Below are 13,724 nucleotides of genomic sequence, written 5' to 3' on the forward strand. Positions count from 1 at the left end.
TATGACCGGCTGCACTGCATCGAAGCTGCGCGTCGTTCTGCCGATCCTCGGCGCGCTCGCCTTGCTGCCGTCGAATGTTCTGGCGCAAAATGCCGGGCTTGGCGCTGCGGGCGAACTGGTCGATCCCGACATTCTGCGCGTCTGCGCCGATCCCTCGAATATGCCCTTTACCGACAAGAACGGCCAAGGCTTCGAAAACAAGCTGGCTGAACTGGTTGCCAAGAAGACGGGGCGGAAATCAGTCGCTTACACGTGGTTTCCCACTGTCACCGGCTTTGTGCGCAATACGCTGGGGGCCAATCGATGCGACATCATCATGGGCTACGCCCAAGGCGATGAACTGGTGCAGAACACCAACGCCTACTATCGCTCCGCCTATGTGCTCGTATACCCCAAAGGCAACGGCATGGAAGGCATCGAGACGCTCGAAGACCCGAAACTTTCCGGCAAGAGAATCGGCGTCGTCGAAAGCACGCCGCCAACCGCCAACATGGCCGCCAACAAGCTTCTGCGGACCGCCAAGATCTATCCACTCGCGGTGGATACGCGCGTCACTCCTTCCATGGGGGAGGTCATGATCAGGGACATGTTCGCCGGCAAGATTGACGCGGCGGTCCTGTGGGGGCCGATGGCAGGTTACTATGCCAGGGAACTCGGAGCCGATGTCACCATTGTTCCGCTGCTGAAGGAAAAAACCGGCTCGCGCATGTCCTACCGCATCACCATGGGCGTACGTCCGTCCGACCAGGAATGGAAACGGACGCTCAACCGGGTGATCAGGGAAAACCAGGCGGAGATCACCAAGCTTCTGCTGGGTTACAACGTGCCGCTGATCGACGAGCACGACAATCCGATCACGCAATAGTCGGGATGGGTCAGGAGGAGGAAAAACCTACGCGATGAACAATTGAAGAGAAGACTACAGCTACTTTCGATAGTTTTGTTTTTCGGTCTTTCAAAACCTTGCGTTCATTTGTCCATTTTGAGAACGTGATGGACGAGCCATTGCTTCGGTGCCCTGCAATGGTTGGCTAACCACCGGATCGGCCCCTTCGGGCTGGTAGAAGAGGAGAAATGTTATGAAGAAGAGCTGGACAAAACCGACCATGTGTCAGGTTGCTGCGGGCTTTGAAATTTCGCGCTATCTGCCTGCTGAAATTACTCCCAAGAAGTAGGCCGCAGAGGTGCGTGTCCCTGGCAACAGGGGCACGCATCCCCTTGCCGCATGGGATTTTCGTGAAAGAGTTTGAGGTGCGCAAAGCGGGCGGGCCGTTTTTTGCGGCTGCAAATTGGCTGCTGGTCAGAGAAGCCGCGGGGCGGGCGTTTTCATGCGTTTGAGAATCATCGGATCGGCGGCCGGCGGCGGCTTTCCGCAATGGAACTGCAATTATCGTCTGAGCCGTGCGGCTCGCACCGGGGTAGCTGGCGTGCATTCACGAACCCAATCGAGTGTCGCCGCGTCGGCGGATGGACTCGGCTGGGTTCTGTTCAACGCCTCGCCCGACATTCGCCAGCAGATCGCGGCAACGCCTGAATTGCAGCCCGTGCACGATGCGCCGCTGCGCTCGACACCTATTCGCGCGGTGGTGCTGACCAATGCCGATGTCGATCATGTGGCCGGCCTGCTCAGCCTGCGTGAGCGGCAGCCTTTCGCTATCTATGCAACGACACAGGTTCTGGCGACGCTGAAGGCGAATTCGATTTTCAATGTCCTCGATCCGGCGCTCGTGCCGCGACGCATCTTGCCGCCGGCGCAAGAACTGTCGATCTGCGACGCAGACGGCCACGACACCGGGGTGGCTGTCGAGAGCTTTCCCGTGCCCGGGAAGATAGCCCTCTATCTCGAAGAAAGAGGCCAGCCGGATGCCAATTTCAGCTCCGATGCCGGCGACACGATCGGCGTCCGTATCGCCGGTGCCGGCAGTCGCGGCTCCGTCTTCTACATCCCCGGCTGCGCCCGCATCGATGCGACCCTGCGCACGCGTCTAGCCGATGCCGCATGCCTTCTGTTCGACGGCACGGTCTTCACCGACGACGAGATGATTGCTGCCGGCGTCGGCCAAAAGACCGGTGCGCGCATGGGGCATCAGGCAATGTCGGGAGACGCAGGGTCGATCGCCGGCTTGGCCGATGTGAGGATCGGCCGCCGTGTCTTCGTCCACATCAACAACACCAATCCTGTTCTGGACGAGAATTCTGCCGAGCGTGCAGCAGTCGAAGCGGCTGGCTGGGAAGTGGCCTGCGACGGGATGGAGATGGAACTTTGAGTGATTTCCACGACGCAGCCAGCAACGGCCTGTCCTCAAGCGAGCTCGAAGCCGTGCTGCGGCAGGTCGGTGCCGAGCGCTATCACAACCACCATCCTTTCCATCACAGGATGACCAGCGGTGCGCTGTCGAGGACCGAGATGCAGGCCTGGGCGCTGAACCGCTATTGCTATCAGGCTGTCATTCCGCGCAAGGATGCCATGATCCTCGCGCATGCCGAGGATCCGGCGTTTCGCGCCGCCTGGCGCAAACGCATCGAGGATCATGACGGCGAGGACGGCTGGAGCGGCGGTATTGCGCGCTGGTTGCACCTGGCGACCTCGCTCGGTCTCGATGCCGACGCGGTGAAGAGCGAGAGGCTGGCCCTGCCGGCGACACGTTTTGCGGTTGGCGCTTACCTCTCCTTTTGCACGAACCGGACCCTGCTGGAGGCGGTCGCGTCGTCGCTGACCGAGATGTTCTCGCCGCTCATCATCGGCGAGCGGGTACCCGCGATGCTGGCCAGATACGATTATATCACCGAGGACACGCTGGCCTATTTCACCCGACGGCCCGAACAGGCCTCGCGCGACGCCGACTTCGCCCTCGCCTATGTGCTCGAACATGCCGACACGGCGGAACGCCAGCAGCAGGTGATCGATGCACTGGCGTTCAAATGCGATATACTCTGGGCCATGCTCGACGCGCTTCAACACGCCTATGGCGAGCCGGGCAATATCCCGCCCGGCGCCTTCCGTCCGGAGGCAGCCCAATGATGGCACTGCGCGAAAGAGCCATGGTGTCGCTGCAGTCGGTTCCATCGCTGCCGAAGCACGTGCGCATACAGTATGACCCCGTGCGCCAGGCGTTCGCCGTGCTGTCGCCCGAAAAGGTGTTCTGGCCAAACGAGATCAGCCTCGACATATTGCGCCGCTGCGATGGGCGGTCCGCTGTCGGCCACATCATTGCCGGCCTTGCCGCAGATTATGATGCCGAACAGGAGGCTGTGGCGGCCGATGTCGTCGCCTTCCTGCAGGAATGGTCTGACAAGCTGCTGGTGAAGCTATGAGCGAGCCCCCTCTCCCCCCGATCGGCATGCTGGCGGAACTGACGCATCGCTGCCCGCTGCAATGCCCCTATTGCTCCAATCCGCTCGAATTGCTGAAGGCCAATCGCGAACTCGACACGCAGAGCTGGCTCGACCTATTCTCGCAGGCCGCCGATCTTGGCGTTCTCCAGGTGCATCTGTCCGGCGGTGAACCAACGCTGCGTCGCGATCTCGAGCAATTGATCGCCGGGCTTTCGGCGCGCGGCGTCTACACCAACCTGATCACCGCCGGTGTCGGCATTGCGGATGGCCGCATCGAGGCATTTGCCGAAGCCGGGCTCGACCATCTGCAACTGAGCTTTCAAGGTGCACGGCCGGCGACCACCGAGCGCATCGGCAATCACAGGGGCAGCCACGAAAAGAAGCTGGAAACGGCACGCCGCGCTCGCGCGGCCGGCTTGCCGCTTACCATCAACGCGCCGATCCATCGCCACAATATCGAGGAGGTACCGGAATTCATCGATCTGGCCCTTTCGCTGGGTGCGGAGCGTCTCGAGATCGCCAACGTGCAGTACGCCGGCTGGGCGCTGACCAATCGCGATCAACTGATGCCCGAGCGTGCTGCCGTCGACCGCCAGGCGGAGATCGTCGCGGCGGCGCGCGAACGGCTCACCGGCATCATGAACATCGATTTCGTCACGCCGGATTATTTCGCCATCTATCCCAAGCCGTGCATGGGCGGCTGGGCGCGCGACGCCTTCATGGTGACGCCAGACGGCACCGTACTGCCATGCCATGCCGCCCAGACCATACCGTCGCTCGGCTTCGAGCGTTTTGGATCACGCAGCCTGGCCGCGATCTGGACCGATTCCCCGGCATTTAATGCCTTTCGAGGCACGGACTGGATGCAGGAGCCCTGCCGCAACTGTGAGCGGCGCGAGATCGACTGGGGCGGCTGTCGCTGCCAGGCGATGGCAATCGCCGGCGATGCCGCCGCGACGGACCCGGCTTGCGCGAAATCGCCGATCCATGCGCGCATGGCAATGCTGATCGACGAGGCCCAGCGCGCTGCGACGGTTCCTTCGAAGGCCGAACCATTCGTCTACCGGCGCATCGGCGTCGTCACCGAGCCCGCCTGACTGCCGACCTATTCCTACGGCCTACCCTCGTGAAAGCCGTTCGGCATGCCACGTCATATGGTCATGCATGAATGTCGAAATGAAAAAATAGGAGTGATCGTATTCGTCCTGCATCCGCAATTTCAACGGAATGCCTGCCTTGGAGCAGGCGTCTTCGAGCAGCCAAGGCCTGAGGCCCTCCTGGAGGAAACCGTCTGACGTTCCCTGATCGACCAGGAATTCCGGGAAACGGTGTCCATCCTCGATGAGCGAAGTGGCATCGTAGCGCCGCCACGAGGCCTCATCCAGGCCGAGATATTTTTCGAAAGCCGGCTTCGACCAGCCGGCTGTGCTTGGCTGCACGATCGGCGCAAAGGCCGAGCAACTTCTGAAACGCGCGGGATTGTTCAGTGCGATCGTCAGCGCGCCATGCCCGCCCATCGAATGGCCGAAGATCGACTGGCGCGCCATATCGGCGGGAAATTCGCGCCCGATCACGGCTGGCAGCTCCTCGACGATATAGGAATACATGCGATAGTTCTTGGCATACGGCTCTTGCGTCGCGTCGAGGTAGAAACCGGCGCCGCTGCCGAACTGCCAATTGTCCTTTTCATCCGGAATGTCGGCACCACGCGGGCTGGTGTCGGGACAGACAACGATCACGCCAAGTTCGGCGGCAATACGTCTGTATTCGCCTTTTTCCATTACATTCGCATGGGTGCAGCTGAGTCCGGAGAGGTACCACACCACGGGGCAACGGCTTTCCCGTGCCTGCGGAGGCACGAAAATGGCAAACGTCATTTCGCACGAGCAGCTCGTCGAAAGATGAGAGTAAACATGCTGGGCGCCGCCATGCGACTTGGCAGTCGAGACGAGTTTCGGGTGCTCTGCCATATATTCTTCTCCACCAATTTTAACCGCCGACCGTAGGCTCTACGACATCACGGGTGATCGCGGCAACCTTGGTGGGCCGGCTGGCGCGCGGGGCTCTTGATCGGAGCCGGGATGGCCTGCCTTCGCCGACCGTCTTGGCGCAGCAAGGCGCGAGAGGCCACTCGCTGGCGCAGCGTTCCCCAGCAAGCCATACGGGCCAGGCTGGGCGATTGTTGGCGATGCTGGCTATAACAAGGACGCAGTCACTGCGCAGGCATCGGCGATGCTTCCGGAACGCCGAACTCTGCGCAAATGCACTTGCCATGGCTTTCAGTGGCGACAGCCGCTTCGACGCGGCTATGGCGGACGAGCACGCAGGCGTCATCGCGTGGGCTCGCAGCAAGCGCGCCAGGGTACCGAGCAAGAACTGGTGGAACCGACGGCTATTCCCGACCGTCGAAAGCCACGGACAGGCCCAGGGCAGTTGCTGCCTCGACGCTCGCCTCGGTTAGCTCTTCGTCGGATGCGACCAGATATGGGGCGGCTTGCCGTGCTGCGTTTAATGTCGCTGTGATCGAGATGGTGTCACCACGATCCTCCCTATTGAGGACTGCGCCGATTGCTTGCTCTACTACCGGACTGACCCTTTTCACCTTACTCATCCACCCTCCCCATACGCGGCCCAGGGCGATGGTAATCTATCCACGGTTGTGTTCAATTCGATGTACGGAACGTACAGACTCGGCCGGCTGGACCGCGACGGCCAAACATCTCTAATTCCGACGGCATTCTAGATCGACCAAGCCTCCCTACCGGGCCTCGACCGGGTTTCTCAGCAGATGGCCCGCACGCTGCGGAGGGCAATTGCCAGGTTCGTATGTGAGCCCGGTCCAGGAGCTCGGCTCGGCCCACGGGCGCGCCCCCTGCGCTGGGCGAAGATGTCGCCTAGAAATAGCCGAGGATGGATTTTACCTCGAGATACTCCAACATGCCCTCGATTCCATATTCGCGTCCGTTTCCGGACTGCTTGAAACCGCCAAACGGGGCGTGCGGATCCCAGGCCGGGTAGTTGAGATGCACCTGACCGGAGCGGATCCGCGAGGCCACGTCCCTGACGGCGTCCACATCCTGGCCCTGCACATGAGCCCCCAGACCGTAGACCGTGTCGTTGGCGATGGTGACGGCCTCCTCGATTGTGTCGTAGGGGATGATGCAGAGAACTGGCCCGAAGACCTCTTCCTGGGCAATACGCATGGTTGTGCGCACGTCGGAAAAGATGGTCGGCCTCACATAGAACCCGACGTTCAGATCGTGCGCACGGCCCGGTCCGCCGGTGAGGAGCCTGGCGCCCTCAGAAATGCCGACGCCGATCATGGTTTGGATGCGGTCGAATTGGGCACGGTTTGCGATTGCACCATGAGTTGTGGCTTCGCAAAGCGGATCGCCAATGACGATCTGGGCTGCTGCCCTTTTGGCGATTGCCTCGATCTCGGAGAGCAGCGAGCGTGGCACGATCATGCGCGTCGGGGCGCTGCATGACTGGCCGAGATTGCGGAAGGCGGCGGCTACGCCCAGAGAAACGGCGCGATCGAGATCTGCGTCCGGCAGGATCACGTTCGGCGACTTGCCGCCCAGCTCCTGCGCGACACGCTTGACCGTGGTCGCCGCCGCCTGGGCCACAGCAATGCCCGCGCGGGTGGACCCGGTAATGGAGATCATGTCGACATCCGGATGGGAGGCGAGACCCATACCCACGCCTGGACCATCACCTTGCAGGAGGTTGAAAACCCCAGCAGGGAAGCCGGCTTCCTCGATTGCCTCGGCGAATAGCAGGGCGTCCAAGGGAGAAAGCTCACTCGGCTTCAGCACGATCGTGCAGCCTGCAGCGAGCGCCGGCGAAACCTTGGCGGTGATCTGGTAAAGTGGCCAGTTCCACGGAGTGATCAAGGCGCAGACACCGATCGGTTCGTGGGTGACGGCGGTTTGCCCCCGTTGCTTGACGAAGCGAAAGTCTGTCAGCACATCGCGAGCGACCTTAACATGCGTGATCGCCAGCGGCACCTGGGCGCTGCGCGCATAGCCGATCGCCGCGCCCATTTCGAGGCTCAGGCATTGAGCCAGCAGTTCGCCGCGCGCCTCGAGCAGCGCTCGCAGGCGATCGAGCAGACCCGCGCGGTCTTCTGGCGTGGTCCGACTCCAGGTGGCGAATGCCCGGCGAGCCGCTGCAACGGCCGCGTCAACGTCCTCGCCATTTCCAAGCGGAAACTGGCTCACAACCTCTTCTGTGGCGGGATTGACGACGACGCCCGTCGCGGTGCCGCTCGGCTCAACCCATTGACCGTCGATGAAGAACTTGTCCAGGTGGCCGTTGCGGGCCAGGCGTTCGAGGGGCGTCATCACCCTACAAGGTCCTTCATGCGGTAATAGGCGCCGAGAATCGGCAGGAACCAGGGGCGCCCGAAATAACCGGGGATCGCTGGCCAGTCGAAATCCTTCCAGGGATTGAGCTCGGGGTGCCCGTCCATGACGTCGGCCATGATGGTGCCCATCAACGTCGACATTTGGGTCCCGTGTCCGCTATAGCCCATCGAGTAATAGATGCCATCGCGCTCTCCGGCGCGCGGCAGGCGATCGCGGGTCATATCGACCATGCCGCCCCAGCAGTAGTCGATGCGGGTGCCGGCCAGTTCCGGAAAGACCTCGACCATCGCCGCCTTGAGTATCCGGCCGCTTTTTTCGTCGGATTGAGGGTTGGACACGGCAAAGCGCGCCCTCCCGCCGAACAAAAGGCGATTGTCCGGCGTGAGCCGCCAGTAGACAACGAGATTGCGCGTGTCGACGACCATGCGCCCAGTCGGCATGAGACGCCTAAGGTGGTCGGGCGACAGCGGCTCGGTCACGATCAGAAATGCGCCGACCGGGATCATGCGCCGGCGGATCCAGCCGAGCGGGCCAACCTGGGAAATGCCGCTTGCCAACAGGACCTGCCGCGCGACGATCTTGCCCTTTGGCGTCGTTACCTCATGCCCGCCTGAAACCTTGCGCATCGCCATGACGGGCGAGCGTTCATGGACCTCTGCGCCACGCCGGGCAGCGGCGGTCGCGAGGCCCCGGACGAACCGGCCGACATGCATGCCCGCGCTCTTGGGAAAGAGCAGCCCGCCATGGTAGCGGTTGGTGCCGACTTCGGTTCGCAGGTCCTCGCGCGCGATCATCCTGGTGTCGGGATCGACATTGGCAGCCAGTAGTTCCTGGCTGCGCGCCAGCATGTCGTAGTGCTCGGGCTTGGCGGCAAGCTTGAGCTTGCCGACGCGGGAGAAGCTGCAGTCGATCTTCTCTTCCTGCACCAGCCGCTCGACCATATCGACGCCGGCGTCAAAAGCCTTGTAGAGCGCATTTGCGGCCGGCTTGCCGTGCTTGCCAGCCATGATTGCATAGTTCTGGGCAAAGCCGTTGTTGCACATGCCGCCATTGCGGCCGGACGCGGCATTGCCGATCGTTTCGGCCTCCAACAGGGCAACCCGGGCGCCCTTTTTGGCAAGGGCCAGCGCGGCGGAGGAGCCGGTCAAGCCGCCGCCCACAATCGCCACGTCGTAGTGGCCTTCGAGCGGTTTGGACGACCCTTCATTGAACGGCTGAGACGTATCCAGCCAGTAAGAGGTAAACATCATTTTCTTGACCACCAGTGTTGATTTGAGTGGGGCGACATCCGAGCGTAGTCGCGCGCCTACCAGCCGCGCATCCGCTCCCAACGCGCTTCAATCTTGGGGCTGTCCCCGTTGACAACGCTGTAGAAATCATGCTGGGCGGCCATCGCACACGCATGGTTGGGCAGAATGCGGACCCGAGTCCCGAGCGGCAACTCGGGCATGGACTTTCCAGAGCCGGCACGAATGGCGAGAATACCGTGTTCCTGGCTGGCCTGGGCCACGATCACATCTTCAAGCACCCGCCCCTTTTCGTCGCAGACTACGCCGTAACCCCGGTCGATCTGCTGGTTTGCGGTTCCCCGGTCGCGCGAAAGCGCCATCCACCCTGCATCGACCAGCACCCATCCCTTTTCCGGCTTGGACCCGATCACCGTGGCCAATACGGAAATCGCGATATCGTCGAGTTCGCACACCCCAACGCCGTGCTGGACCAGGTCGAAGAACATGTAGACCCCGGCGCGCAGCTCCGTGACCCCCTCAAGATTGCTGGCGAAATGCGCTGTCGGCGTTGAGCCGACGCTGACGATCGGGCAGGCATGGCCATGGGCGCGCAGGATTTCAGCGGCGCGCACCGTGGCTGAACGCTCGTTCTCGCCTGCCTTGACCAGCGCATCGGGCGTGTTCAAGCCATAGGATTCGCCTGCATGGGCGAGAACGCCGACGAGATTGGCACTGGCCGCGACGACACTGCCGGCCACGTCGAGCAACTTCGGGTCGTCCGGCCTCAAGCCACCGCGATGGTCATCGCAGTCCAGTTCGATGAAAACAGATGGGGTCATACCGGTGGCTTCGCGGACGCCGGCCAGGGCATCGGTCTGCCCGACCGAATCGAGCAACAGCTTCACATCAGCGCCGGTGCGGCGACAAAGCTCCATGGCCCGCTTGGCCGAGGCCGGCGAGATGCCGACCGCGTAGATCATGTCTCGAAAGCCATGGCCCGCGAAATACTCTGCCTCGGCGATGGTCGAGACCGTGATCGGACCGCGTTCGCGATGGAACGCGTATCGGGCGACATCGATGCTCTTGGCCGTCTTCATATGCGGGCGCAGCACCACGCCAAGCTTCCTGGCGCGCTCAGCCAGACCCTTGATGTTGTGCTCGAGCCGGCCACGGTCGAGAAGCAGCGTCGGGGTGACCAAGGCGTCGATCGTCCTAGCCGTCTCGCTCACCGCCAGGCTTGCCGCCATCTTATTCATAGTCTCGTTTCCTAAGTGAACGACTGGTTTGCCAACGCATACATATGGGCTGGCCCCTCGGCGACGGGTCGTTGTCCTTTGACCATGGCGGTCGCAGTGCCGGACCGCTGCAGGCCAAGGCTCGCAAGCCAGTCGCCCAATCCATCCTCGGCATAGACGTCGATGCGAACGAATTGATTGTGAAGCTTCGAAAGCTGGGCCAGGATCAGAAGCCGCGCGTCGTGGTCGCTCTCGGCTGCACAGGGGCCGACGACATAGCCGCGACCAAACCTCCTCGCGACAGCGTAGCCTGCAATCCGTCCCCTGCGCTCAATGACCAATGCGTTGCCCACATCGGCGAGCGCAGCCACCATCGGCAGCCGGGGCATGCCCGTGGCCCGTTCGTCGAAGGCCTGGATTGCCGCGAGGTCAGAGGCTGTCGCTTGACGGATGTCGTCGCGGGTACTCCGCGTCACGGCGACAGCCAGCGAGCCCTGGTGCTGAAGCACCGTGCCCCATGCAGTGAAGCCGCGTCGCTTGTAGAGCGCCAGCCCCTCTTCGGTTGAGTTGAGCAGCAGGTTGCGACCGTGTGTCGCCTCAAGCAATCCATCAAAGAGCCGGGCGCCGTTGCCACCGCCTTGCGCGGAGCCAGTAACTATGATCATCCCGACCGAGGCATAGGACTGTCCGTAATTCCAGGACATGGCCGTGCCAATCACCTGTCCTGCCCGCTCAAGGACCAGGCCATTGCCGACCATCAGGGCAAATTCCCAATCCTCCTGACGGTAGGGCCAGGCCATCTCCTGCGACAGCTTCAGTGCGCTCGGCAAATGGCGGGTTTCCAATTTCATCAGCTCGATCGGGGCGCTGACGATATCTCTGTCATGCTCAAAGGCCATAAGGTGCAACGCTGTCAGTTGATCCAGAGTCGGATTGAAGTCGGATCTTAGAGTCGCGCCCGGCGGACAGATTTCGCTGCTGTTTTGCCCCTTCAAATCAGCGGTATTATTCGTTTTATGGAGTTCCTCGGCATGCCAAATCGTGCAAATCGGGCGAGGAATACCTGGCACCTTGAATCGCCGCTTCGTGGTTGCCCGATCGGCGATGCCCAGGAGGAATTTTGGATGATCTACATCAGCGAAGAGGAGTCAGCCGCCCTCGTCACGCATGAACTTGCTTTCGAGGCGGCGCGCGAGGCTCTCGTGGCGGCAGCTTCGCGGCAGAGCTGGGTCTTTCCGGCTGTTCTCGGGCGCACACAGGAGGTGACCAATACCTTCTCAATCAAATCCGGTTCGTCGGGCGAGCTGACCGGCGTGAAAATTGGCTCCTTCTGGTCGGGCAACTCGGCACGTGGCCTTCCCCGCCACAACTCGACCATCGTGCTGCTCGATCAGCATACAGGTCGGCTCGGCGCCGTAGTCGAGGCCGGGAAGGTCAACGCCTACAGGACGGCCGCCGCCGACGCGGTTGCGGCCGATCTTCTTGCGCACAAGCAAGCCAAGGTTCTGGCGATCTTCGGGGCCGGCAACCAGGCGAGCTTCGAAGTGATGGCACTGGCACGCATCCGCCCAATCGAAACCGTGCTGATCGTGGCCCGGCCTTCGCCGCGGCGCTTTTGTCGATCAGATCGGCGAAAGGGGACTGAAGGCGCTCGCTGCCGTGCCGGAAGAAGCCGTGCGCACGGCCGACATCGTGGTGACGGCGACACCCGCACGCGAACCGCTGTTCGATGCCGCTTGGGTGGGACCCGGAACCCATATCGTCAGCATCGGGTCGGATGCTCCGGGTAAACGCGAATTGCCGAGCGAATTATTTCCCAAGGCACGTCTGTTTTGTGATCTGCTTTCCCAGTCCGTCCAGATCGGCGAGTTCCAATACGTGCGCGACGAGATCGACGTCGGCGTGCTTGTGGTAACACAAATCGGCGACGTTATTGAAAGGCGTGCGCTCGGACGCCGCTTCGACAATGAGATCACGGTCTTCGACAGTTCCGGCATCTCCCTGCAGGACCTCTACATGGCCGACGCGCTGATCCGCGCAAAGGCGTCCCACCGCTGATCAGTTTCGCACCAGGCCCCAGTCCCGACGGATTTTTCGACACTCTCCGGCAACAAGGTGACCCCGCGCGATCCTGCAGTCGTGTCAGCGGCGGGCGCGCCAAAGGGTTGCCCGCATGAACCACGGATCGCCCCCGATGTCGGCGACTAGCGTCTGGCGCGCCAGAAGGCGAGACGGTCCTGCAACCGATAGCCCTGGATAATCGCCGGCATGAACCACGGATTGCCACGATAGAGCGGGACGGCCGAAGGCGGTCGAAAGTCGAACGCAGTGCGCGACTGCTCGCCATGCCCCATCAACTTGTGGGCCGCACGCATGCCAATCCATGGCGCCCAGACCACGCCCGAACCGCAGAAGCCAGTTGCATAGACCACGCCGTCCTTCTCGAAGATGCGGGGCAGCATGTCTCGGTTCATCGCCACATTGCCGAACCAGCAATGCGAAAGGCGCACGTTCTCCAACTCCGGGAAAAGGTTCACCAGGCCCTTGCGAAGGAGAAGTTTCGGCGCCGCCGGATCGCCGACGCGGGAACTGTCACGGCCCCCCAGCAGGATACGTTTTCCGTCGGGCGAGGGACGATAATAGAAACCGAGTTGCCGGTTCTCGGTGATCGTCATCAGCTTCGGCATCAGTCGCGCCATGACATCGGGCGCAAGTTCTTCGGTGACGATGATCCGGCTGCGGACCGGAACCAGGCGGCGGCGCAGGAAGGGAGCGGCGCCGTCGGTATAGCCGTTGGTACAGACCAGAACCTGCCGTGCATCCACCGTCCCTGCCGAAGTCGCGACGCGGAACCCCGAACGGTTCCTCTCGATCGACTTGACCACTGTATGCGAATGGACCGCCAACCCGGATGCGAGCGCCACCCGCAGGAGCTCAGCATGGAATTTTGCGGGGTGCAGCCCGCCAATGTCCATCCGAACGGTTCCGCCGCGGTAGAAGTCGGTGCCGATATAATTTCGCTGCTCGGCATGCGGAACCGCGTAGGACTCGATCCCCAGTTTCTTCGCCAGCGTCTCGGCGCCGCGCGCCATCTTCCCATATTGTTCGTATCCGAAAGCGCCTTTGAACTGGCCAACCCGTCGGAAGTCGCAGTCGAGCCCTTCGGTCTTGATGAAGTCGTAGAGGAATTCGCGTGCGACCTTGCCCTCGGTCTCGATCGCCATGGCCTTCTCTTCCCCGAAGCGCCGGGTGATCGTGGCATGGTCCGGCCGGATGGTCCCGCTCGTAATCCCGCCGTTGCGCGTGGAAGCACCCTCGCCCGGATTCATCGCATCAAAAGCGGCGACCGAGCGTCCCTCGCGCGCCAGCGCAAGCCCGGCCGAAAGCCCGGCATAACCGGCGCCGATAATTGCCACGTCAAGGTTCTTTGCGACTGGCTGCCGCGGCAGCGGCATGACGGGCGCTGCTTCCCACCAGTAGGGTGTGTTCTTGTCGGCGATATGAGGCTCTTGCACGTGGCTGACTTCTCGCTGCATTGCAGGGGTAATCTACGG

Annotated in this window: 15 protein-coding genes; 8 read left to right on the top strand and 7 right to left on the bottom strand. The window is 62.2% G+C overall.

The genetic code is table 11. From position 1 onward, the window contains the following. Window position 1: 1 nt before the first annotated feature. From NKI52_RS28455 to pqqE, 6 genes are all read left to right on the top strand, one after another. Complete coding sequence (locus NKI52_RS28455) at window positions 2–865, top strand: substrate-binding domain-containing protein (protein WP_352700425.1); 864 nt, start codon at window positions 2–4, stop codon at window positions 863–865. Between the two features lie 214 nt (window positions 866–1,079). Continuing rightward, window positions 1,080–1,175, top strand: a complete 96-nt coding sequence (locus NKI52_RS28460) for a pyrroloquinoline quinone precursor peptide PqqA (RefSeq protein ID WP_101918690.1) — start codon at window positions 1,080–1,082, stop codon at window positions 1,173–1,175. A 153-nt stretch (window positions 1,176–1,328) separates the two neighbouring features. Continuing rightward, window positions 1,329–2,267: a pyrroloquinoline quinone biosynthesis protein PqqB gene (pqqB, locus tag NKI52_RS28465; protein WP_352700426.1), complete on the top strand. Its 939-nt coding sequence runs from the start codon at window positions 1,329–1,331 to the stop codon at window positions 2,265–2,267. Beyond that, window positions 2,264–3,022: a pyrroloquinoline-quinone synthase PqqC gene (pqqC, locus tag NKI52_RS28470; protein ID WP_352700427.1), complete on the top strand. Its 759-nt coding sequence runs from the start codon at window positions 2,264–2,266 to the stop codon at window positions 3,020–3,022. Before pqqB ends, pqqC begins: the two co-directional genes overlap by 4 nt. Then, window positions 3,019–3,315, top strand: a complete 297-nt coding sequence (gene pqqD, locus NKI52_RS28475) for a pyrroloquinoline quinone biosynthesis peptide chaperone PqqD (protein WP_352700428.1) — start codon at window positions 3,019–3,021, stop codon at window positions 3,313–3,315. The genes pqqC and pqqD overlap by 4 nt, the downstream gene beginning before the upstream one ends. Next, window positions 3,312–4,433 (top strand): pyrroloquinoline quinone biosynthesis protein PqqE, encoded by a 1,122-nt coding sequence (gene pqqE, locus NKI52_RS28480; protein ID WP_352700429.1) that lies wholly within the window; start codon window positions 3,312–3,314, stop codon window positions 4,431–4,433. The genes pqqD and pqqE overlap by 4 nt, the downstream gene beginning before the upstream one ends. Window positions 4,434–4,454: 21 nt before the next feature. Here pqqE and fghA read toward each other — a convergent pair whose 3' ends face one another. The 6 genes from fghA to NKI52_RS28510 form a co-directional block, all read right to left on the bottom strand. Beyond that, window positions 4,455–5,306: an S-formylglutathione hydrolase gene (gene fghA / locus NKI52_RS28485; RefSeq protein WP_023678818.1), complete on the bottom strand. Its 852-nt coding sequence runs from the start codon at window positions 5,304–5,306 to the stop codon at window positions 4,455–4,457. 422 nt (window positions 5,307–5,728) lie between these two features. After that, entirely contained in the window at window positions 5,729–5,947 is a 219-nt protein-coding gene (locus NKI52_RS28490) for a hypothetical protein (protein WP_352646213.1), read from the bottom strand. A 283-nt stretch (window positions 5,948–6,230) separates the two neighbouring features. Then, on the bottom strand, window positions 6,231–7,685 hold the full coding sequence (locus NKI52_RS28495) for an aldehyde dehydrogenase family protein (RefSeq protein ID WP_352692453.1): 1,455 nt from the start codon (window positions 7,683–7,685) through the stop codon (window positions 6,231–6,233). After that, window positions 7,682–8,956, bottom strand: a complete 1,275-nt coding sequence (locus tag NKI52_RS28500) for an NAD(P)/FAD-dependent oxidoreductase (protein WP_352692452.1) — start codon at window positions 8,954–8,956, stop codon at window positions 7,682–7,684. The genes NKI52_RS28495 and NKI52_RS28500 overlap by 4 nt, the downstream gene beginning before the upstream one ends. Window positions 8,957–9,012: 56 nt before the next feature. Continuing rightward, window positions 9,013–10,191, bottom strand: coding sequence for an alanine racemase (locus tag NKI52_RS28505; protein ID WP_352700430.1), 1,179 nt, complete (start codon window positions 10,189–10,191; stop codon window positions 9,013–9,015). A gap of 11 nt (window positions 10,192–10,202) precedes the next feature. Then, window positions 10,203–11,240, bottom strand: a complete 1,038-nt coding sequence (locus NKI52_RS28510) for a GNAT family N-acetyltransferase (protein WP_352700431.1) — start codon at window positions 11,238–11,240, stop codon at window positions 10,203–10,205. 54 nt (window positions 11,241–11,294) lie between these two features. On the opposite strand from NKI52_RS28510, the gene NKI52_RS28515 reads away from it, so the two are divergent. After that, window positions 11,295–11,960 (top strand): hypothetical protein, encoded by a 666-nt coding sequence (locus NKI52_RS28515; protein ID WP_352700432.1) that lies wholly within the window; start codon window positions 11,295–11,297, stop codon window positions 11,958–11,960. Continuing rightward, the gene (locus tag NKI52_RS28520; protein ID WP_352700437.1) at window positions 11,866–12,228 is read left to right on the top strand and encodes a hypothetical protein; all 363 of its coding nucleotides are present in this window, start codon (window positions 11,866–11,868) and stop codon (window positions 12,226–12,228) included. The genes NKI52_RS28515 and NKI52_RS28520 overlap by 95 nt, the downstream gene beginning before the upstream one ends. 146 nt (window positions 12,229–12,374) lie before the next feature. Here NKI52_RS28520 and NKI52_RS28525 read toward each other — a convergent pair whose 3' ends face one another. Beyond that, a complete protein-coding gene (locus NKI52_RS28525) occupies window positions 12,375–13,706 on the bottom strand; it encodes an NAD(P)/FAD-dependent oxidoreductase (protein ID WP_502897814.1) in 1,332 nt (443 codons plus the stop codon). Window positions 13,707–13,724: the final 18 nt, after the last annotated feature.

Origin of the sequence: Mesorhizobium sp. M0590, from assembly GCF_040320905.1 — a bacterium.
Classification (GTDB): Bacteria; Pseudomonadota; Alphaproteobacteria; order Rhizobiales; family Rhizobiaceae; genus Mesorhizobium.